Source organism: Helicobacter sp. 11S02629-2 (assembly GCF_002272875.1).
Lineage (GTDB): Bacteria > Campylobacterota > Campylobacteria > Campylobacterales > Helicobacteraceae > Helicobacter_I.
Map to the genome: position 1 here is coordinate 87,563 of NZ_MLAN01000005.1, position 21,053 is coordinate 108,615.

General features: G+C 35.5%; 20 protein-coding genes. 8 read left to right on the forward strand and 12 right to left on the reverse strand.

The genetic code is table 11. The annotated features are described in order from the left end of the window. Positions 1-124: 124 nt before the first annotated feature. Both BKH40_RS04545 and BKH40_RS04550 read left to right on the forward strand, forming a co-directional pair. Positions 125-1,783 carry a DASS family sodium-coupled anion symporter gene (locus tag BKH40_RS04545; RefSeq protein WP_095277341.1) on the forward strand — a complete coding sequence of 553 codons (1,659 nt, stop codon included), beginning with the start codon at positions 125-127 and terminating at the stop codon, positions 1,781-1,783. 709 nt (positions 1,784-2,492) lie between these two features. Beyond that, positions 2,493-3,992 carry a disulfide bond formation protein B gene (locus BKH40_RS04550; protein ID WP_095277343.1) on the forward strand — a complete coding sequence of 500 codons (1,500 nt, stop codon included), beginning with the start codon at positions 2,493-2,495 and terminating at the stop codon, positions 3,990-3,992. A gap of 169 nt (positions 3,993-4,161) precedes the next feature. On the opposite strand, the gene BKH40_RS04555 is transcribed toward BKH40_RS04550, so the two are convergent. From BKH40_RS04555 to BKH40_RS04585, 7 genes are all read right to left on the reverse strand, one after another. Further along, the gene (locus tag BKH40_RS04555; protein WP_219350152.1) at positions 4,162-5,535 is read right to left on the reverse strand and encodes an amidohydrolase family protein; all 1,374 of its coding nucleotides are present in this window, start codon (positions 5,533-5,535) and stop codon (positions 4,162-4,164) included. A 59-nt stretch (positions 5,536-5,594) separates the two neighbouring features. Then, on the reverse strand, positions 5,595-6,158 hold the full coding sequence (gene ruvA, locus BKH40_RS04560) for a Holliday junction branch migration protein RuvA (RefSeq protein WP_095277344.1): 564 nt from the start codon (positions 6,156-6,158) through the stop codon (positions 5,595-5,597). Between the two features lie 137 nt (positions 6,159-6,295). Continuing rightward, a complete protein-coding gene (locus BKH40_RS04565) occupies positions 6,296-7,198 on the reverse strand; it encodes a TerB family tellurite resistance protein (RefSeq protein WP_095277346.1) in 903 nt (300 codons plus the stop codon). Positions 7,199-7,206: 8 nt separating this feature from the next. Then, positions 7,207-7,515: a hypothetical protein gene (locus BKH40_RS04570; RefSeq protein WP_095277347.1), complete on the reverse strand. Its 309-nt coding sequence runs from the start codon at positions 7,513-7,515 to the stop codon at positions 7,207-7,209. Positions 7,516-7,526: 11 nt separating this feature from the next. Further along, positions 7,527-8,378 carry a hypothetical protein gene (locus BKH40_RS04575; protein ID WP_095277349.1) on the reverse strand — a complete coding sequence of 284 codons (852 nt, stop codon included), beginning with the start codon at positions 8,376-8,378 and terminating at the stop codon, positions 7,527-7,529. A 31-nt stretch (positions 8,379-8,409) separates the two neighbouring features. Further along, on the reverse strand, positions 8,410-9,189 hold the full coding sequence (locus tag BKH40_RS04580) for a DUF5644 domain-containing protein (protein WP_095277350.1): 780 nt from the start codon (positions 9,187-9,189) through the stop codon (positions 8,410-8,412). Continuing rightward, the gene (locus BKH40_RS04585) at positions 9,173-10,636 is read right to left on the reverse strand and encodes a mannose-1-phosphate guanylyltransferase/mannose-6-phosphate isomerase (RefSeq protein ID WP_095277352.1); all 1,464 of its coding nucleotides are present in this window, start codon (positions 10,634-10,636) and stop codon (positions 9,173-9,175) included. The genes BKH40_RS04580 and BKH40_RS04585 overlap by 17 nt, the downstream gene beginning before the upstream one ends. Positions 10,637-10,757: 121 nt before the next feature. Here BKH40_RS04585 and yaaA point away from each other — a divergent pair, with 121 nt between their 5' ends. Further along, positions 10,758-11,555, forward strand: a complete 798-nt coding sequence (yaaA, locus tag BKH40_RS04590) for a peroxide stress protein YaaA (protein ID WP_180675125.1) — start codon at positions 10,758-10,760, stop codon at positions 11,553-11,555. Positions 11,556-11,599: 44 nt separating this feature from the next. On the opposite strand, the gene BKH40_RS04595 is transcribed toward yaaA, so the two are convergent. From BKH40_RS04595 to BKH40_RS04605, 3 genes are read right to left on the reverse strand one after another with little or no spacing between them, the layout of a single operon-like run. Beyond that, the gene (locus BKH40_RS04595; protein WP_095277355.1) at positions 11,600-12,571 is read right to left on the reverse strand and encodes a zinc ABC transporter substrate-binding protein; all 972 of its coding nucleotides are present in this window, start codon (positions 12,569-12,571) and stop codon (positions 11,600-11,602) included. 41 nt (positions 12,572-12,612) lie between these two features. Further along, complete coding sequence (locus BKH40_RS04600) at positions 12,613-12,987, reverse strand: hydrogenase maturation nickel metallochaperone HypA (protein ID WP_095277356.1); 375 nt, start codon at positions 12,985-12,987, stop codon at positions 12,613-12,615. Further along, entirely contained in the window at positions 12,987-14,663 is a 1,677-nt protein-coding gene (locus tag BKH40_RS04605; RefSeq protein ID WP_095277358.1) for an N-6 DNA methylase, read from the reverse strand. The genes BKH40_RS04600 and BKH40_RS04605 overlap by 1 nt, the downstream gene beginning before the upstream one ends. A 118-nt stretch (positions 14,664-14,781) precedes the next feature. Between BKH40_RS04605 and BKH40_RS04610 the strand changes: the two genes are divergently transcribed. The 5 genes from BKH40_RS04610 (at position 14,782) to BKH40_RS04630 (ending at position 19,049) form a co-directional block, all read left to right on the forward strand. Then, a complete protein-coding gene (locus tag BKH40_RS04610) occupies positions 14,782-15,699 on the forward strand; it encodes a methylenetetrahydrofolate reductase (protein ID WP_095277360.1) in 918 nt (305 codons plus the stop codon). 116 nt (positions 15,700-15,815) lie between these two features. After that, positions 15,816-16,670: an ATP phosphoribosyltransferase regulatory subunit gene (locus BKH40_RS04615; protein WP_095277362.1), complete on the forward strand. Its 855-nt coding sequence runs from the start codon at positions 15,816-15,818 to the stop codon at positions 16,668-16,670. Positions 16,671-16,682: 12 nt separating this feature from the next. Next, on the forward strand, positions 16,683-17,867 hold the full coding sequence (locus BKH40_RS04620; RefSeq protein WP_095277363.1) for an adenylosuccinate synthase: 1,185 nt from the start codon (positions 16,683-16,685) through the stop codon (positions 17,865-17,867). Then, positions 17,864-18,316 carry a flagellar FliJ family protein gene (locus BKH40_RS04625; RefSeq protein WP_095277365.1) on the forward strand — a complete coding sequence of 151 codons (453 nt, stop codon included), beginning with the start codon at positions 17,864-17,866 and terminating at the stop codon, positions 18,314-18,316. Before BKH40_RS04620 ends, BKH40_RS04625 begins: the two co-directional genes overlap by 4 nt. After that, positions 18,285-19,049: a MotE family protein gene (locus BKH40_RS04630; protein ID WP_095277367.1), complete on the forward strand. Its 765-nt coding sequence runs from the start codon at positions 18,285-18,287 to the stop codon at positions 19,047-19,049. Before BKH40_RS04625 ends, BKH40_RS04630 begins: the two co-directional genes overlap by 32 nt. 109 nt (positions 19,050-19,158) lie before the next feature. Here BKH40_RS04630 and lolA read toward each other — a convergent pair whose 3' ends face one another. Together lolA and BKH40_RS04640 are read right to left on the reverse strand one after the other, a co-directional pair. Continuing rightward, entirely contained in the window at positions 19,159-19,698 is a 540-nt protein-coding gene (gene lolA / locus BKH40_RS04635) for a LolA-like outer membrane lipoprotein chaperone (protein WP_095277368.1), read from the reverse strand. Positions 19,699-19,701: 3 nt separating this feature from the next. Then, positions 19,702-21,024: an MFS transporter gene (locus tag BKH40_RS04640; RefSeq protein ID WP_095277370.1), complete on the reverse strand. Its 1,323-nt coding sequence runs from the start codon at positions 21,022-21,024 to the stop codon at positions 19,702-19,704. Positions 21,025-21,053: the final 29 nt, after the last annotated feature.

Here is a 21,053-nt window from a genome sequence, read left to right on the forward strand (position 1 = left end):
GTTAATTTTTATCTATATAAATTCTAAATGCAATGTTTAATGTTTGATTTAAAAAAGCTTTTTTTGTAGTATCTATACCATAGCTCAAAACATATAAGCTTATTAAATCTACTAAGGAGTTTTTGTGGGGAATCAAAGTGTGACTTTAGATAGAAAAACTAACATCATCCGTTGGGTTGGGTTTTTCGGTGGCATAATAATCGCTTTTATAATTTACTTCATCATGCCTAGCAACGCAGGTGATATAGCAAATGCTGCGGCAAATGGCAAAAAGCTTTACACTGAAGGCTTACCTATAGTTGCAGCAGTGGCAGTTTTGATGGGTATATGGTGGATGACTGAGGCTATATCTTTGCCAGTAACTGCACTTTTACCTATGGTGCTTTTTCCACTTCTTGGTGTTGATAGCTTTAAGTCAGCAGCTACACCTTATGCATCTGATATCATCTATCTTTTTATGGGCGGTTTTATACTAGCTTTAGCCATGCAAAAGTGGAATCTTCACACGCGGATTGCCCTTTTTATAGTTTTACTAGTTGGCACTTCTCCAAGACGTCTAGTTGCTGGCTTTATGATAGCAACTGGTTTTATCTCTTTGTGGGTTAGTAATACAGCTACGGCAGTTATGATGCTTCCAGTTGGACTTTCAGTCTTACATATAGTTACTAAACTTACCACAGGTAAAGAAGATGGAACTTTAGAAGGGGATATAAAGCATCTTGATGAAGTAGCCCAAAAAGGTGTGCAAGGTGGCATAGTTAATGAGATAGTCCATAAGGGTAAAGATGTAGTTGATGAGGTTAAAAAAAGAACAGGGGCTATAAGATCAAACTTTGGCATAGCTTTAATGCTAGGTATAGCCTACTCAGCTTCTATTGGTTCACTTGGAACAATCATTGGAACTCCTCCTAATGCCCTCTTAGTAGCCTATATGAAAAATGAACTTGGAATCGATATAGGCTTTGGAGAGTGGATGCTAGTTGGGCTTCCTATAGCTATAGTTATGCTTATAGTTTGTTGGCTTTTACTAGTTTATGTCTTTTTTAAACCTGAGATTAAAGAAATCCCCGGCGGTAAAGAAGTTATACAAACAGAGTATAAAAAGCTAGGCAAGATGAGTAGTGCTGAGTGGTCAGTTGGGATAATCTTCGTGCTTGCTGCTTTAAGTTGGATTTTCCTAGGTTTTATACTAAAAGCAGCTGGTGTAAAGATAAGCAGTCTTGATAGCATTATAGCTATGAGTGTGTCTGTGCTCTTATTTATCATCCCGGCTAATAAAAGTGGAGAAAGGCTTATAGACTGGGCAACTGCTAAAAAGCTCCCTTGGGATATACTCATACTTTTTGGTGGAGGTCTAGCCTTATCAGCTGAGTTTAGTAGAACTGGACTATCTTTATGGATAGGACATCAAGTCTCAGCCTTAGACTTTATGCCAGTTGTGCTTATCATCTTAATAGTTACAGCCCTAGTTATCTTCTTAACTGAGATAACTTCTAACACTGCTACAGCAGCGGCATTTTTACCAGTTATAGCAGGTGTGGCTATGGGGCTAGGATATAATGGAAGCGATGTGCTTCTTTTCACTATACCAGTAGCAGTTGCAGCAACTTGTGCCTTTATGCTTCCAGTGGCAACCCCACCTAATGCTATAGCTTATGGCTCAGGCTATGTAAAGATAATAGATATGATAAAAACAGGATTCTGGCTTAACATCATAGGAGTTTTTGTTATAACTCTAGCTACGATATTTATCGCAACTTACGTTTTTGGACTTCATATCTAAAAGATAGTATGTGTAGATAAAAGAAAGAAAGAGTGCATAGTGCTCTTTCTTTGGCTTTTTCACCCTTCTTATATGTTCCCCTTCTAATGGATATTTTTTTCTAATATTTTTTGCATCTTTTTTAGTTCTTGCTTTAAGTTTAAGTTTATATTTTATTGCTGTAGCTATAAGCTAACTTGTTTCTAAAAGCTAAAAAAAGTAAATGTTTATTAAGTAAACACATTTTTAAATTTTGACAGTTTAGCTTATAAGTGCTCTTATTAAAAATTATAATTAATCTCATCTAGTCATTTTAAGCCCTATCTTAGGCTTTAAAAGCTTTTTTAGCCTTAGGATATTTTTTAACTTACGCTTTAAGTGTATTAGATTCTATGAGTCTAGTTAGCTTATAATCATTTACGAATTTACCCTATTAAATAAAGCAAGGCAAATATAAGTTAAATATATTTTAAATTACTCCTTTAAACTAAGCAATCTTAGCCATGCTTTGATGTAGAATATCCACCTGTATATATTTAAAACAAGTGAGGCAGCATGGAATTTATAGGAATGCTTATAGCACTTATCTCTGTAATACTGATTTGTGCAAAACCTAAGTTAGAAAAGATAGCTTTTACACTATTTGTCATCGCATGGCTTATTGCCATAGTCCTTTACGTGATACACGTTTCAAGTATCTTGCCAAATATGAACTTGTAAGGAGGAAAAAATGAAAAAAACTACTACATTTTATGTACTCTTTTCACTAGCAGTCATAGGCATCTTAGCTTTACCTGTGGGTATAGCAAACTTTGTGTTTGGCTATATCTTTGGAGACTCGCCTTGTGTGCTTTGCTGGGGACAGCGTCAAAGCATGATTTATATAAGTATTGCTGCTTTATTTATCCTGCGTTATGGGTTTAAGCCAAAGTATCTAGCCATGCTTTTACTTATCACAGCCTTTGGTTTGTGGGAGAGTTTTTATCACCTTGGAAGCCATGGCATGCAAGATATAGGGCAGGGCTTTGGCTTAGCTATATTTAGCCTTCATACTCAGTTTTGGGCTGAAGTAGTCTTTTGGGCAGTAGTGCTACTACTTGGTATCATCTTTTTCTTTGCACCAAGTCTTAAAACTTTTGTAAGTGAGATGGGAGAGGCTAAGTTTAGAAAGCTAACAGTTATGAACATCATAGCTTTTTGGGTCTTTTTCATAGTCATCATCTCTAATATCATCCAAGCCTTTGTAGCCTCTGGTCCTCCTCCTTTCATAGGGCAAGGTGACCCAGTACGCTATAGCTGGAATCCAAAATATACTATTTGGTCTATGGAATCTTGGAGTGATATGAGATGGCCTGTGCACTTCCTTGGTAAAAGGAGTGTCAACTTACCAGAGCTTGCTTTAAAAGCTAGCAAAGAGGCTAGTTCTAGCTATGAAGATTCACCTTTTGTTATAAAGGATGTTTTGAAAGTAGATTCTAAACGCGTTAGCACTTTAAAGCTTAACTCACCAATAAGTGATCTAAACTATAAAGATGGCAAGATGTTAGTAGCTACTGAGAAGTATGGTCTTTATATAACAGATAAGAATCTTACTTCTATCTCTACTTACTTTGTGCTTGATAACTACTTCTCATCTACTATAGAAAAGTTTGTAGGTGCTAACTTTGTAGATGGCAACTTACGCATAACTGGTATGAATAAGACTAGTGTTGATGTTAAAGAAAACCCTAAGGCTGATAAAGTGGCAAACTTTCGCTACTTTACAAAAGGTGCAGATAAGTTTGAAGAACTAAGTAGGTATAACCTTAAAACTAGCCGTGGCACAGCCTACTACGTGCTAAGTGCAAGGAGTGATGGCACTCATACTTACATGATGACAGTTCCTAATAACTTGTATAAAAACCTTATAGTCATATCTACCTTAGATAGTGATAAGGGCTTAGCGGCTGAGTACACACCAAGGCTAGGAGATAAAGTAAAGCTAAAAGATAACAGGAGTTTAGATGAGCTTTATGTAACTGCTATGGCGTATAAAGATGGCAAGCTTTATGCAGCAAGTAAGGCTTATAACACTCTTTTGGTGCTAGATATAAAAACTCAAGAGATAAGCAAAGTTTATGGTATCCCTAAAGAAGTAGCAAATATCCGCGCTATGACTTTTGTGGACGGCAAGCTTTTAGTCTCAAGCTATGAAGATGGCAAAGATGTGTTTTATACTTTAGAGTTTTAAGGGGCTTAAGGCAAAGGCTAGGAGGGGTTTTATCTTAAAGTTTACTTTATAAGGCTTTAAGATTTATTTAAGAAAAAGCATTAATCATATTGCTACTAAGGTAGCAATATGTATTATTTTGAAGTTAAGTATGTAAGCTAAAGCTTATACCTTATAAAAGACTAAAAATCTAAGCAAGCATATTTTTATAGATATCACCATCTTTTATGATGATTATAAACTTATCTTCATACTCACTTAAGACATTAGGGTCTTTAAAAGGATCTCCATCTACTAGTATCATATCTGCCCATGCGCCCTCTCTTAAAACACCAAGTTTAGCTTCTTTGTAAGGGTTTCTTGGACCACTTAATTCAAAAAGCTTAGCGTTATTAGAAGTGGCAAGTCTCATAAACTCTAATGGACTTAGCACATCAGCAAAGACTGTTAACATCTTGTTTTGATAAGGCGTGAACTGTGGACTAAAAAGTATATCTGTGCCGTAAGCAAACTTAGCCTTATCTCTTATAGCCCACTTAACGACGTGCTCCCACTGTTCAAAAAGTGGCTTAGACTTTTCAGGTATGACTGTGCCTTTAGGAAGTGTTTTAGATGAAAAAGCTTGTATAGAAAGCCAAGCGTCATTTTTAGCTATAAGCTTGACTGCTTCTTCATCGGCAAGTTGACCGTGCTCTATTGACTTAACGCCATTTTTAAGTGCTCTTTTTATACCTCTTGGATGATAGACGTGAGAACAGACATAAGTGCCCCAGTCAGCGGCTGCACCAACTGCTGCCCTTATCTCATCGTCATTAAACTGCGTAGAATCTAGTGGATCAAAATCTGATATAGCCCCACCACTTACGCCTATTTTTATCTGACTAGCACCTTTTTTAAGATTATCCCTAACTGCAGCTAGGACTTCTGGGACGCCATTAGCCACAGTAAACTCACCTAGCTTTTCAAGATGGCCTCTATCACCACCTAAAGTAGGGGACTTTTCATAGGCTGGAGAAAAGTCACCATGCCCTGAAGTTTGAGATATAAAAGCTCCACTAGGAAAGATTCTAGGTCCTGGGATGGCTTTAGAATCTATGGCTACTTTTAAACCAAAAACAGATCCCGCCATATCCCTAACAGTAGTAAAGCCACGTAAAACTGTGCGTCTTGCTTCCGCTACGGCATCAGCGTAAAAAAGGCCTGGGTCTGGAAGATTAGCCGCACTAATTGGTGCTGCGGCAAACATCACATGCCAGTGGGCATCACTAAGGCCGGGCATTAAAAACTTACCACCTGCATCTATGACCTTAGCACCTTTTGGTGCATCTATCTTAGAAGTTGATATCTTAGCTATTTTGCCACCTTTTATTAAAAGATTCCCAACTATAAGTTTTTCGTTTATGCCATCAAAGATTTTGGCATTATTGATAAGCACATAGCTTTCTTCTTTTTTGGTATTTAGTGCTATGTCTCCTAGCCCCATTGTATTGTGTCCAAAAGCTACACTGCTAAGCCCAAGGCCAAGCCCTAAGCCACCTAGTTTTAGCACACTTCGTCTATCCATATGTAATCCTTTGTGATTTTGATTTAAAACTATTGTAACTTATGGTAGTTAGTCTATGACTAAGATAGTTTTTTTAAAGCGACTTTTACCATCTCTGAAGAGTTTAAGGTTTCATCTATGCCACTTAGTGCAGGAGATACTTGACTTTCTTTAAAGCCAAGTGATAAAAGTGCTTCTCTAGCTAAATTTATCTCATTACTCCCTGATACTTTGACCTCACCACTTAGTTCTAATAAGATCTTATTAGCCACTTTTAGCCCTATGCCTTTTATGGCTTTTAGGGCATTTAAATCATTAGTAGATAAAATCTTAGCAAGGTTAGTGCTAGAATAAGTTGACATTATATTTAGTGCCATCTTAGCGCCCACGCCTTGCACTTTCAAAAGGTTTATAAACTGGGCTCTTTCATCTTTACTCAAAAAGCCATATAAGGAGTTTGAATCTTCTTTTATGATTTGTAATATCTCTAGTCTTACTACACTTTCTTTTTTAGATTCTATACTTTCTTTTAGTGCCATGCTAGTAAGGAGAGTGATATTAACAAGATAAGTAACATCTCTTACATCAAGTTCTACTTCTAGGGGACTAAGTCTATGTATACTTCCTTTTAGTGCGACTATCATTTTATGCCTTTAATCTTTTGCTTTTTACTTCGTTTTGCTATCAAGCTATGAAGCTAGGTTTATAAGACTTATTTATATAGCTAGCTAGCAAGTGCTCTTTGCTTAAATGTTGTTTAAGCACTCTATTTAAGCAAGCACTATTTGGCTGGCTCTAAAAGTTTTATATTATCTGAAGTTGCTAGTTTGTCTTCTTCTGCATTTTGGTTTTGACTAGTTTGATTCTGGCTAGCTTGGTTTTTTAAAGCTATATCTAGTGCCTTGTAAGATTCTTCAAGCAAGATGACATTTTTGCCGTCATTTTCTATATAAGACTTATTGAAGTTTTTAGCATTTAAAATATTATGATTTATAGAATCTAGTTTTACATCATAGGCGTCATCAAGCTCTTTTTTTGTGTAGTTTGAACTTAGGCCTAAAAAGCTTAAAGCCTCTTGCAAACTAGGTTTTTTAGTATCTTTATAGCTTGCTTCAAAGTCATCATAGATCTTATTAAAGTCACTATTTTCTATCTCAAAGTAAGCTGCTATGTCTATAATCATATCTTTTTCTTTTGCATCTAAGATTCCATCAGCATAGCCCATAGCAAAGAGTAGCTCTACTACTTTTATCCTTTTTCTATACTCGCCTTTAGTTAGGGTTAGATACTGCTCGCTTAAGTCTTCTATACTTAGTGTACCTGGGCTGTGATAGATCTCAAGGTAGGAGTTTTCAAGCTCATCTAACTCATACTGTGTTAGGTCAAGCTTTTCTTCTAAGATGTATTTTATGACTTTTTTAACTAAGGCATATTCAAGTTTTGATGCACTTCCATCAACCATACTAAGCTTACCAAGCAAGGCTATAAGCACTCCATACTCACTAGCTCTAAGCTTAGCCATAGGATCTTCTTCTACATAGGGATCAGTATATTCTTCATAGTCATCTTTTTTAGCATTAGCAGTTTGAGGATTTTGGTTTAGCGGGTTTTTCAGATAGTTCTGAAAGGTCGTGTAAAGATAGTATATGACGGCTGCAGCTATTATTACTAATACTATTTCCATGTATGTCCTTATAGTTTTAATTTCGATTTAAGTTGTTGCTTTCTGAAGTCTTCTTCTTCTTTTTGCTGTTTTTTCAAGAGTATCTTTTCTTCTTTCTGCTTTTTTTCTATAGCGATTCTTCTTTCTCTTGCTTCTTGAATCTTTTGTCTATAGGCATCTCTTGTGGCTGGGTCTTGATACTTAGGCATCCTTATGAATGACACTGCGAGTATTAGTATCAGTAAGATTATGGCTACTGGTGCTTCTTCTTTTCCATTTAGATGATACCATGCTCCAGCTACTATACAAGCAAACAGTATCTTTAAAACAGCCTTCATAGCACTTAACTTCAGGCTGATATGAATTTTGGTCTTTTCATATGATAAGAGATAGCACTTTGCTTGCTCATATCAAAAGAGAGTAGTAAGACTTGGTAGAGGTTTAGCGTGCTTATATTTATAGGGTCTCTTCTATAAGCCTTCATGCATCTTGTATGATACTTATCAAACATATGAAAAGTAGATTCTGAAAAAGTAAGTAAGAAGTCTACTCCTCTATCACAGCCTGCAAAGATTAATCTACCGCTTTCTTGTAGTGCCATATTTTGATCTATATCCATTAAGTGGGCATAGTACTCAACACTTTCTATACCTTCATAGACTTTTAGATCCACTAAGTCATATAAGTCATCAACACACTTATACTCATCTTCTAAGTTAGCATCAAAGTGGCGTCCACCGTAGTATACAAAAGCAGAGAAGTTACTAAACTTATGCTCTATCTTTTCTTCTATGCTAGCTTTGTGCATGCTTAAGACCTTAGGAAGGTAGCATATATAGTCTTTTAGAGTAGAAAGATCAAGACTAAGTTTCATCCTATCTAGCTCTTTTTCTATAAAGCTTTTTACTTCTTCATCATACTCTATAGTCTTAACAGTATGCACTAAGTTAGCATAAGCGTCTTCATCTATGGCTAAAAGCTTAGTGTTTTGCTTAGCACATATAGCTATATTGTATGCATTTGCTAAAAAGTAAGCCTCTAAGTTTCCAACCCTTCCTAAATAGCCTCCATTAAACTCAAACTTATAAGCACCAGTTAGCTCTAAGGTTGGAAGATCTAGCCTTTGTATAAGTGCGGTGGCTGCGTCTAAGAAGGGATTTTTTTGATTATAAATGTTATATATTGTATATCCTGCTTGCATGTTTTTCCTTTTATAGTTGCCTGCTATCTTTTTACATCTTGCCTGACATGATAGGGCAGCGTGACTTTTCTGTTATATTTGGTAGTTTGTGTATAGGTTTTAGTTTATATCTACCTTCTATTTTGTTGCCTAGTCCTACCCACTCACCTTTTTTAACTGGGCACTTTGAAGCGTTTAGAAAAAGCGTTTGGAGGTTTTCTATCTCTACATCTATAGAGTTATTAGGCGGATACATCAAAGAAGCAGTTGGTGTGTAGTCCATGATGCCTCCCCTTTTAGACGCCATGGTTTTTAGGATATGTCTTTTTTGCATAGGGTGGCGGTTCATAAGCCACTTTAGATATAAAAAGAATCCATCCCCAAAGTAGTCTTCACTGTGATGCTCTGAGATGAAGTTCATGCTTATAAAGTTTTTAAGCTCTTCTTTTTCACCCGGATAGATAAAGCTAGCACTTGCAAAAAAGCCTTCATAAAAGTTTAAAGCCATATCATAGTTTAAAAGCAAGTCTTTTTTGCAGTACTTTTTGCTTAGTGGGTCTAGCGTCCACTCACTGCCAAAGTGCTTTACTAGTTCACTTACTTTTAAGTTATCAAACACACATTTATCATTAATCCTTACGTGCAAGAACTCTTTGTCATAGCCAAACTCTTTATTGCCAAAGTCTCCTGTTGGTATGTTTCCTAAAAAATCTAATAATGTGTCTTCTTCTTTGTAGTCTACATCATATCTTAAATAGCCACTTTGATAATCAAACCTAGAATCAAAAGCAAATACACTTAAAAAAATTCTTCTTTTAGCGTTTATAATCATCTTCTATCCTTACTATATCATCTTCGCCTAGATACTCTCCAACTTGAACCTCAATTATAACTAAATCTATCTTTCCCATATTTGATAATCTATGTACTTTTCCCATAGGTATGTAGGTTGATTGATTAGGAGCTAGGAACATCTCTTCGTGTTCTATTTGGACTAGGGCACTTCCACTTACTACTATCCAGTGTTCATTTCTGTGATTATGCCTTTGAAGGCTTAGTCTTTGCCCCGGTTTTACAATTATGCTTTTTAACTTAAACTTAGAATCTTCTAGCAACACAGAGTAACTTCCCCAAGGTCTATGCACTATTGAGTGAGAAAAAGTAAGCTCTTTGTTAGTTTTTTTAAGTCTAGATACTATGTCTTTAACATCTTGACTTTCTCCTTTTTTGGCTATCAAAAGGGCGTCATTTGTATCTATGACTATGTAGTCTTTTAGACCTATAGTGGCTACAAGTTTATTTGATAATATAAAGTTAGAGCTTGAGTTTATGGCTTCAAGAGTAGTGTTAGTTGCAGTTTTATTGCCATCACTCTTCCACTCATTGCTTAAAGAATCAAAGCTTCCTACATCACTCCAAGTAAAGCTAGATTCTACAAGATATAGATTTTTACTTTTTTCCATGATGGCATAGTCTATACTTAAGTCTTTTAGTGTCTTGCTAGCTTTTTCATCTAGCCTTATGAAGTTTGCCTCTTTAAGACTAGCTTTTAGAGTGCTAAAACAAGCCTCTAGCATATCGTTACAGTAAAGCTTGGCTTCTTTTATAAGAGTGCTTGCTTTAAAACAAAACATGCCACTATTCCAGTAGTAATTAGATTCTACGATGTAGCTTTTAGCTACTTCAAGGCTTGGCTTTTCATGAAAGCTTTTTACCTTAAAGCCTAAGTCTTTTTCTTTAGAATCTTTTAGCACTTCTATATAGCCATAGCCAGTATTTGGTGAACTTGGAGTTATACCAAAAGTAGCTATATAGCCTTTGCTAGCTAGCGTGTAAGCTTTTTTAACGCAGTCTATATACTTGCTTTCATCTTTTATTAAATGATCGCTTGGGAGGGCTAAGATTATCTCATCATTAGCTTCTATATACTCTAAGTCATCTAAAGATTCTAAGTTTTTATAGATGCTTAAAGCTTGGAAAAGTAAGGCAGGGGCTGTGTTTTTAGGGAGGCTTTCAAGCAAGAAAAAATCTATTTTAATGCTAACTTTAGAGCTTTCATTAAGTGCTAAAAAGTAGTGCTTATCATTGGTCACTACGCTTAGGGAAGATTGACTTTTGCCTTCAAAGAAGGGGTCTTTTAAAAGGGGGGCGTTTCTTTTTAAGGTTAACTCAAAAAGCGAGCCTTCTTTTAAAAGATTGGCAAACTGTTTTGGCATAAGTGTGCGAGATATCGGCCAAAGTCTAGTGCCAGAGCCTCCACAGAGTATGGAAACTATCATAAGTTAGTCCTTGTAGTTAAGATTAGCAAAATTATACAAAGATAGACTGATAATAAATAGCCTGCTATGCTATCTTTTTTGTTGCATATTTTAATACACTTATTTAATTATGGAGGGCAGTATGAGTTTTGTCTTACTTTTAGCACCTAGTGAAGAAAAGATTCCAAACATCTCTATACAAAGCTTAGAAGGTAAAGACCCAGAAGTTATATTTAACTTTTTGCAAGATCTTTATTTGCCAAAAGATATGGATTCTAGTACAAGTGAGATGTTATTTAAGCATAGAGTTAATGTGTATAAGGAGTTTTTAGATGAGGTAAGGGTTTGTATCTTTAATCAAGACTTAAAGCTACTAAAAAAGCTAACTAGCAAAACTAGCTTTAATGATAACGCTATGGATGAGTTAGTAGGCTCTTTAAACCTAAGCTTGCAAAAGGCTATCTTGCTATATAAAGGAGTAGCTTTTAAAGCCATAGATTATGAAAGCTTGCCTAAGCCTTCACAAGAGTATATAGATAGTCATGTTTTAATCTTTAGCAATCTTTTTGGGATAGTGCGTGCAAGCGATAAGCTTCCTTACTATAAGCTTACACAAAATGCAAGCCTTCTTAAAAAAGTCTACAAGCCTTACTTAAGCTTAGAGTTAGACTATGACTTCATAGTAGATTTAAGGGCTGGTGTGTATAAAAATCTTATAAAAACTAAAGGCGTTTTAATAGACTTTAACTTCTATAAAGATTCTAAGCCTGTAAGCCACTACTCAAAACACTTTAGAGGTTTGCTTTTAAGACTTTTAAGCTTAGAAGATATCACTTCACTTTCTAGCTTAGATGCATTTTTAACAAGCTTAGATTCCAACCTTTGCTTTTTGGATAAAAAAGAAGAGGAAAAAAAGATAGTTTATAACTTTAAAGTTTGACTTTAAGCCCTTTTAAAAAGGGCAAAAAGGCTAGTAAAATCCACTTAAGGCTGATAGCTTTTTGATATCTCATCTGCTATATGTAAGAGATTAGCCTCATAGTCACTACTTAGTGGGTCTATAGTCACTACTTTAGCACCTATATTTTTTGCTAGTACTTTTATATCAGTATTAGCATCTTCAAGCTCAGCTAGTACGCGTTTTATACCAAGGGCTTTGGCTTCTTTGCTTATCTTTATAATCTTAGACATGCCATAGCTTTTGCCGTGAGTTTGAAGACTTATCTCATCTAAACCATAGTCATCTGCTATGTTGTTAAAGCTTGAGTGGTAAGTCACAAAGCTTTTTTTAGGCATAGTTTTTAGCATAGCTTCCATCTTTTTATCAACTATATCTAGTCTTGCTAGCGTTAGGGCAAGGTTGTATTTAAAGTAAGGCTCATTACTTGGCTCTAGCTTGCTTAGCTCTTGATAGATAACATAGGCTATACGTTTTGCATTTTTAGCACTTAGCCAGATGTGAGGCATGTTTTGAAGGCCTATAGGAGTATCTAAGATTAGAGTTTTTATATCGTTGTTGTGTATGACTCTTGGTAGCCATACTTTTTCAAAAGGCATGTCTACGCCTATAAAAAGATCAGCATTTTGCAAAGATTCCATAGTGCTAAAGTTTGGTTCAAAAGTCTCTGCATTTTTATTTTTAGGGACTAGCACATCATAGCTTGCACTCTCTCCTGCTATCCCTTTTACAAAGTAGGCTAGGGGTTGTATGCTTACAGTTATGTTAAGTTTTTTTGCTTTAAAATCTGGCATAGCCACTGCTGGCTTATGATTTAGTATAAAGTTTATTTTAGAATCTAGATTTTTTTGTAAGCTTTTATCTATCATCCCTCCGCTGTCTTCGCTGTTAGTGCTAACTTGACTGCCATTTGTTTGAGTGCTTTTTGCTTGGACACTGTTTACAAAAAGCATACCAAAAAAGCTAAAAAATATTATGTTAAGTAATATAGCCTTCATCTTTGTCTCCTTATTAATGTATGTCGTAATTGTAAACAGTTTTAATTCTCAATTTCAAGTTTTTCTAGTCTTATTTCTCTCCCATCAACTATTTGTGTGTGAGAACTATTACAGTTTGGACAAAGTGGAGAAGTGCTAGAGTAAAAGCTATGCCCGCAGGTTTCGCACTTAAAACTTAAAGGCACCCTAATTATCTCTAAGATGGAATCTTTAGTACAAGGGCTTTCAACCTGCAAGATACTAAAAGCAGATTCTAAAAGTTTTGGCTCTATGTTTGACCTTTCACCTATGCTAACTACTATCTTTGATATATAAGCTTTAGTATCTAGTGGGTTAAGGTCGTTATCTTTTAGGGCTTTTTCAAAGTTTTCTTCACAGAGGCTTAAAAGGTGGCTTGCTATAGAGTACTCGTGCATTAAAACTCCTCTTTTAACTTTAAGACTTTTGCATCAAGCCTTAGATACTCCTCTTTTAGCTCTTCGATTTGCTGCATCTTAGAAGCGTAGTCATGAAAGTTTTTAGGTAAGACTAGGTTTAATAAACTTTCAGCATTTACTATATTTTCAGCACTGTTTTCATAGATATAAGAGAGGGCAGAGTAGCCTTTTTTACTAAAAAGATAGCAGTAAAGGGCTAGGGCGTCTTCTTTGTTTTGGAATCTTAAGATGATGATGCCTGCATTTGCTATAGCTAGGGTGTCTTCTAAGTTAGGACTAAGGATAGAAACTTTAGGCATAACACCTCTTAAAGATAAAAGTAAGTCATAGGGTCTAAGGCTGTATTTTAGAATCTTTGCTATCTCGCTACTTTCTTTTTCATTAGAGAACTTTTCGCTAAAGCCAAACTGTGCAAAGTCGGCTATCCCTAGATCAAAGTACTTAATCTTATGAGTGCTATCTACTATATCATGCACTCTCTGCCCGCGAAATATCTCTAAATCAAGATCTTTTAAAAGTAAGGTTTTTTTAGTAAGCTTAGTTGTGTGGACATGATGGCTTGCACGAAGATCATCAACATAGAGTTTTTTAAGCTCAGTTACTTTACTAAACTCTGAACTTTTTGGGGACTTAAACATAGAGACTATTTTATCTATGTCTACTAGCTTATTATACTTACCATCTTTTTCATAAAAGCTACTTGCATCAATATGCTTTACAAGGCTGTTATCATAGCTTATAACAAGTATAGAAAAGTCATAGCCTTGATGTGGGAAGATATTTTTAGGAAGCTCGATAACTGCTTCTATCATCTTTTCTTTTAAAAGTTTTTCTCTAAGCTTAGATTCTAAGCCTTGCTTTAAAAGGGTTTGGTTTCTAACTATAAATACACCTCTATCTTTTAAGTGAGAAAGGGCGTGGGTTAAAAAGACAAGCTCAGGATAGTTTTTAACTAAGATGCCAATCTTACTAAACCTCTCATCTTCTTTAAGCTGTTCTATGCCCATGTGTGCGTAAAGGGGAGGATTACAGATAACTTTATCAAACTTTATAATTTCTCCATTTCTTTTAAAAGCCGTTCTTTTTAAGATGTCATTAACGATTAGGTTGCTTCCATCTATATCACTAAGCCTTGCTATAAGCTTAGCTATAGTGCTAAATCTTTCATCAAGCTCTTCTCCAAAAAGCTCTATATCATGCTCTTTCATAATGCTAGCTATACTTAAAAAGATACTTCCTATACCATAGCAAGGGTTATAAAGGCTTTCTTTTGGCTTAAGGTCTAAAAGTAGGCAAAGTAGGTGGTTAACTTCTTTTGGCGTTGAGTAGTAATAAAGCTTATTGGTAGTCTTTTTTTGAGAGATGATATTAAGAAAAGATTCTATAGTCTCTGGGGTGATGTCACTTGTGTTTATGACTTTTAGAATCTTTAGTATGTTTACATTTAAGTTTATCTGGATGTTGGTTTTTTGGCTTAGTAGCTCTTTAAAATCTTGCTTGATAGGCTGTCTTTTATGAGCTTTTTCTATAAGGCTAGCTATGATGTTAGGCTCTTCTTTTTTAAGTAAAAAAAGCTCTAGCATGATGCTTAGTGCATCTAGGATATCTGAGTGATATCTTTTCATATAATCAAAACAATCTATTAGCTTTTTCAAGTAAATCCTTAAGCACAAAGTAGTTGTAAAATTATACCTAGTTTTAAATTTACATAATGTGTTTGATATAATTTGAAGAAAAAACTAGTGTTTTTAACGCTAATACTTAAGGAAGCTTATGAATATAGAATCTTTTTTAAAAGACTTAAAAAATCAAGCAAAGCAAACTATTACTTATGAGTTAAGCCCTGATAAAAGTGCCTCTTTAGATTCCTTAGCTACTAAGGTTTTAGAATCTAAGCTTTTAAACCATATAGATGGCTTTGTGTGTACTGACTCTCCTCTTGCTAAGATGAGACAAAGCAGCCTTCTTTCAAGTATAAAGTTTCAAGCACTTTTTAATAAGCCTGTAGTTTGTACAACTTCTTTGCGTGATAGAAACTCTCTTGCCCTATCTTCTATGATGCTTGGGGCACATAGCTTTGATATAAGACTTTTTTTAGCTTTAAGTGGGGATGCTTTAAAGCTAGGAGATCAGCCTCAAGCAAAAAGCGTTTTTGAAGGAAGCAGCCTTAAAATCTTAGAGTTGATTAATGCACTAAATAAGGGCTTTGATCTAGGAGGGAATCCTTTAAAGCACCCTCTAGTAACACCAATATATGCTTTTAGCACTATAAGTTCTTATGCTAAAAATAAGACCTTACTTAAAAAGAGTTTGGAATCTAAAATCGCCCTTGGCACAAAAGCTATCATAACTCAGCCAGTTTATGACATAGAGACCTTAAAAGAGCTTTTAGAATGGGTGGATGAGATAAATGCAAAATATAGCACTGATGCTATCTTAATCTTTGGCTTTTTCCCAGTACTAAGTCTTAAGTCAGCCATCTATTTAAATACTAAACTTCCGGGTGTTTTTGTACCAGAAAGTTTGATAGTAAAGATGGAAGAAGCCTCACTTAGTGGGAGTGAAAAAGAAGTAGGTTTTGAGTTAAGCTTAAAGCTTTTAGAATCTCTTTTAGGCTTACATAAAAAGTGCCATTTTATGAATGGTAATAATGCAAATCTTGCAAGTAGCATGCTTGCTTCTATAAAGTAGCGATTTTGCAAGTAAAAAGTAGTTGCTAGCTAGCTTAGAGCTTACTTATAACTTGCAGCCTGTAAGATTAGTTATAATAATCCCTTAAAGTCAAATAGATAAGGTTTAATCTAAAAATGATACTAGAACACGAAGTACCACATAATAGCCTGCTTGCCTTTGCAAAAAGTGCAAGACTAAAAAGGAGACTAGAAGCCTTATGCGTAGAAGAGTTTTATAAAGAGGGTTTTGAAGAGATAATAACTCCTACTTTTGTTTATGAACAACATCAAAAAAGCTTTTTAGATAGAGATGTCATAAGGATAAGTAGCGAGAGTAATAATCAAATCTCTTTACGCAATGACAGCACACTTGAAGTCGCACGCATCATAACTAGAAGGCTTGGACGCACTACTAATGAAAAAAAGTGGTTTTATATACAGCCAGTTTTTAGCTACCCAACTACTGAGTTAAGCCAGATAGGAGTTGAGTACTTAGAGCAAGATAGACTTGAGTATATGCTAGAGCTAAGTATAAAGATTTTTAAAAAGTTTCACATAAGCCCAATATTACAAGTTACTAATGCTAGGATAGCACTTCTGTGCTGTAGGCATGAAAATATAGACTTAGGCCTTTTTGAAAGACAAGATGTCGCAGCTTTGATGAAGTATCCGCTTATGAAAAAGCTAATAGAGATAAATGACAAAGAAAGCCTAAAAGCCTACTTGCCACACGCACCGAGTTTTTTAAAAGAAGAGCTAGCTTCACTTTTAGAGCTAACTAAGGATATAGAGTATGAAAAAGTAGTTTTTTCATTTTTACTTTTAGCACCAGTTGACTACTATAAGGGTGCGTTTTTTAGGATGTTTTTGGGGAACTCATTTTTTTGTAGCGGTGGGGTTTGTAGTATAGATGACTTAGTAACTTGTGGTTTTGGAATCTATACTGATGGCGTGGTTTCTTACCTCTTAAAACATAAAGTAACTTTATAAAAGGATAAGTTGATGGCAGATGTAATTTTAGGCATACAGTGGGGTGATGAGGGCAAGGGCAAGATAGTAGATATGCTTGCAAAAAACTATGACTTAGTAGTTAGATATCAAGGTGGTCATAACGCAGGTCACACTATAGTAGTAGATGGCGTAAAGTACGCACTTCACCTTGTCCCTTCAGGCATACTCTATCCTCATGTTACTAATATAATAGGAAATGGCGTTGTTATAGACTTACTAGCTTTGAGTAATGAGCTTTCTCAGTTCCCAGATATAGAAGGTAGGGTTTTTATATCAAACAAAGCCCACATCATACTTCCTTATCACATATTACGCGATGTGCTTGATGAAGAAAACAGAGAAGAAGCCATAGGCACTACTAAAAAAGGCATAGGGCCAAGCTATGCTGATAAAGTCGCAAGAAATGGAATCTTAATGCAAGATCTTTTTGACTTGCAAACTTTAAAAAGCAAGATTAGATACAACCTAAGCTTGCTTAAAGTCTCTCATGATCTAAGTGCAGATTCTATAATCGAAGACATAAAAGAAGTACTTCCTAACATCTTACCACTTATCACAGATACTACTAAGATGATATGGAAGGCTGTAGATTCTGAAAAAAAGATTCTATTAGAAGGTGCACAAGGCACTATGTTAGATATCGATCATGGGACTTATCCTTTTGTCACTAGCTCTCACACAAGCATAGCAGGTGCCCTTAGTGGGACTGGGCTAAATACTAGAGATATAAACGAGGTTATAGGTATCACTAAGGCTTACTGCACACGCGTGGGTAATGGCGACTTTCCAACCGAGCTTCATGATAAGACAGGGGAGTATCTAAGAGACAAAGGCTATGAGTTTGGTACAACTACAGGTCGTGCTAGAAGATGTGGCTGGCTTGATGCTGCCCAAGTAAGATACGCAGTAAGGCTTAATGGCGTAAGTAAACTAGCCCTTATGAAGCTTGATGTATTAGATGGACTAGAAGAAGTTAAGATGTGTGTTAAGTATGATTCTAAAGGCTTGCCAGTTTATGAAAGCTTTAAGGGCTGGGATAAGACTTATGGACTTAAAAACTATGAAGACTTACCAAAAGAAGCAGTTAGCTATATAAGGGCTATAGAAGATGTAGTCGGTGTACGCGTAGGGATAATCTCTACTAGTCCAAACAGGGAAGATGTGATACTTAGATGATAAAGCAGCTTATCTCATTAGTCAAAATAGCCAAGCAAAAAGTTGACTTAAAAGAAAAAAGTCTCCAAGCTTGTGCTTTTGAGATAAGAGCTAAGTTTGACTATATAGATAGTTTAAATGCTGAACTGCAAAATGCAACCGTGCCACAAAGTGGTAGCTTTAAAGACTTCCAGTCTCAAAAAGTCTATATGCAAGGCTTCATATATGAGATAGATTTAACCTATGAAGCTATATCGCTTCTCAAGCTTAAGAAAAAAGAGATACAAGAGGAACTAAGGGTTTTAAATATAGAGTATGAAAAGCTAAAGTACATCTATGATAAAGAAAGCCTAAGGCTAAGAAAAGAAAAAGTTAGTCTTGAGGCAAAGAGCTTAGATTCTATATCTAATCTACTTTATGCAAATAAGGGTTTTAAACATGAAAAAGATTCTACTGATAGTGGCATTTAGCACATTTGGTGCTTTGCTTAGTGCAAAAAGCACTACTCCCCCTTCAAATAATGAACTAATAGATATAAATGCACAGTGTAACGCCATCTTTGAAGATAGAAAGCAAGAGATAAGTGCTTCTCTTATGAAGCTAAGACAAGAACAAACTACCTTGCAGATACTTTCTTCTGAAAACTCCAAGCTTTTAGCAGAAAGAAAAGCCAAGCTTGATATGAAAGAAAAAGCCTTAGAGCAGATGTATAAAGAGATGAAGCAAGAAGAGGCAAAAAAAGAAAGTGAAAGTAAAGCAAGGCTACAAGAGGCTAAAACACTTTTAGCACAAAATGAAAAAGTACTAGCTGATATAAAAAGTATAAAAGATAGCAAGCTAGCAGAAAGCTATGCAAAGATGAGAGATTCTAATGCTGCACCCATCCTTGCTTCCATGCCTGCTGAAGATGCTATAAGCATACTTTTAAGCTTAAAGCCAGCTGAGATTGGAAAGATACTAGCTAAGATGGATCCAAAAACTGCTTCAGAGCTAACCCAAAAGATGCAAGGCTATCCACTAAAAACAAGTACTTCATCTAAGCCTATAAATAATCAAGAAAAAAACCAAGGAAGTGGATCTAGTTTAAGCCCTCAAGAAGAGGGCAGCCCTTCTATGCAGCTGCCAAAAGCACCAACTCCACCTAGTGTGCCTACTAGTCCAAGTATGCCAAGCCCTAATCAGTCAGGATTTAAGACTTATTAGGATTTTATAGAATCTATTTTTATTAAGGCTTTTATGCCTTTTTAGTGCATGCCTTTTGTGCCCTTACACCTTATGCCTCATGCTTTTTTTGCTAAGTGTATAAATACTTTTAGTTTATATGAACTATCTCGGCATCTTCTGGGATCTTAAAGTCAAAGTCAGCCTTATCTAGCTTTTCATTTAGCTTGACGTTACTAAAAGTTATTATGGCGTTATTACCCAAGTCATCTGTATAGCTTAAAGTAAAAGGCTTAGAATCTTTTAACTTTAAAGTATAAACATGCTTATTGATAGTTGCTTCATAAGTGTTTTCATCTATCTTTTTAGCATTTTTTAGCACGCCTAAAAAGTCAGCTTGACTATCAAAACTACCAATTGTGACTTGATTAAGCATAGGCTCATAGATATAAGCCTTGCCATGTTCTATATAGACTTGTTTTTTAAAAGGCAAAGTGTAGTTCCATAAGGCTAGATTAGTGCTTGTAGCTTCTAAAGTGCCTTTATAAAAGATACTTTTTGCACCAATTTCACCTTGTATCTCTTGGGTAAAGTTAGCCTTAAAGCTTTTTATGTGAGTTAAAGTCTCTCCAAAAGCAGCACTTATAAAAAGTGTAAAAAGTAAGGCTAGGGTGCTTAGATATTTGTTCATAGTTTAAGCCTTTATATGAAGTAAGGCATCTAAGTCATCTTTACTCATCTCGCCTTGTTTGTATTTGATAGTTACTACGCCTTGGGTTTCATTCTTATAGTACTCAACTATACTTGTTATGGAATCTAGTCTTTTTAAGTCGTTATCACTTACCTTAGTGCTATCTATATAAAGCGTGGCACTTTTTTGAGGATTCTTAAATATAAAAGCTACTAGGATAAACCAGATGATGGCAACTATCATGGCTATGATAAAGATTAGATTATAAGAGCTAGAGGTTATAGCCCCAGCGTGGGCAAAGCCTCCTATAAAAGCACCTAAGAAAGACCCAGCAAAGCCAAAGGCGTTAAAGTCTCCTAAAACCTTTCCTCTTTGACTTGCAAGACTAAGCTTGCTTACTAGACCTTGTAAAAGTGCTTCTTGTACGACAAAGCCCATAAAGAAAAAGATTAGCCCTATACCAAAAACTACAAAGCTTATAGAGTAATACATCACTACATAAGCTAGCACAAACATAAACACACTTACTACTAAGACTAGATAGTTTTTATTTTTCTTTTCACTTAGCATAGAGCCTACGCCCATGGCTAAGATTCCAAGTATAAGGCCGGGTATATAGACCATATATAAGTTAGTTTTGCTGATGCCAAAAGTCTCACTTAATAAAAGTGGGGCTATCATAAAAGTTGCAGTCATAAAAAACTTCTCTAGTAAAACGCTACCTGAAAGAAGATAGATGCTTTTAGAAGTGGCTTTGTCTTTTGCGTGGTAGTCATATCTTATCTTTTCAACTTTTTTAGCTTTTAGTATAAAAAGGATAGATATAAGATTTAAGATAGCACTTATCCAAAAAAGCGATCTTAGTCCAAAGTGAGTACCTACTACAAGACCTACGATTATAGCTATGACAAAGCTTACAAAGATCCCTATGCCCATTATCGCCATAGCACGGATTCTAAACTCTTCTTTTACACTATCTGCGACCATAGCACTAAGCACCCCGCCAATAGCCCCTATGCCTTCTATAACTCGACCTACTATTAGCATTTCTATATTAGAACTTAAAGCACAGATAACATTACCTATAACAAAGATGATGATACCTACTATGACTACATGGCGTCTATCAAACTTATCACTTATACGCCCAAAAAGAGGTTGGGTAAAGATCTGGATTAAGTAGGGCACGCCAAGGGCTATACCTACACTCATATAAGTTGCATTAGCTATAGAATCTATGGTGATAGAGATAACTGGGAGGATGATAAAAAGGCCAAAAAAGCGAAACATTAAAGTGAGCAGCATGGGCAGTATTTTGACAAACATAAGTAAGATTCCTTTTATGAAAGCGAAAT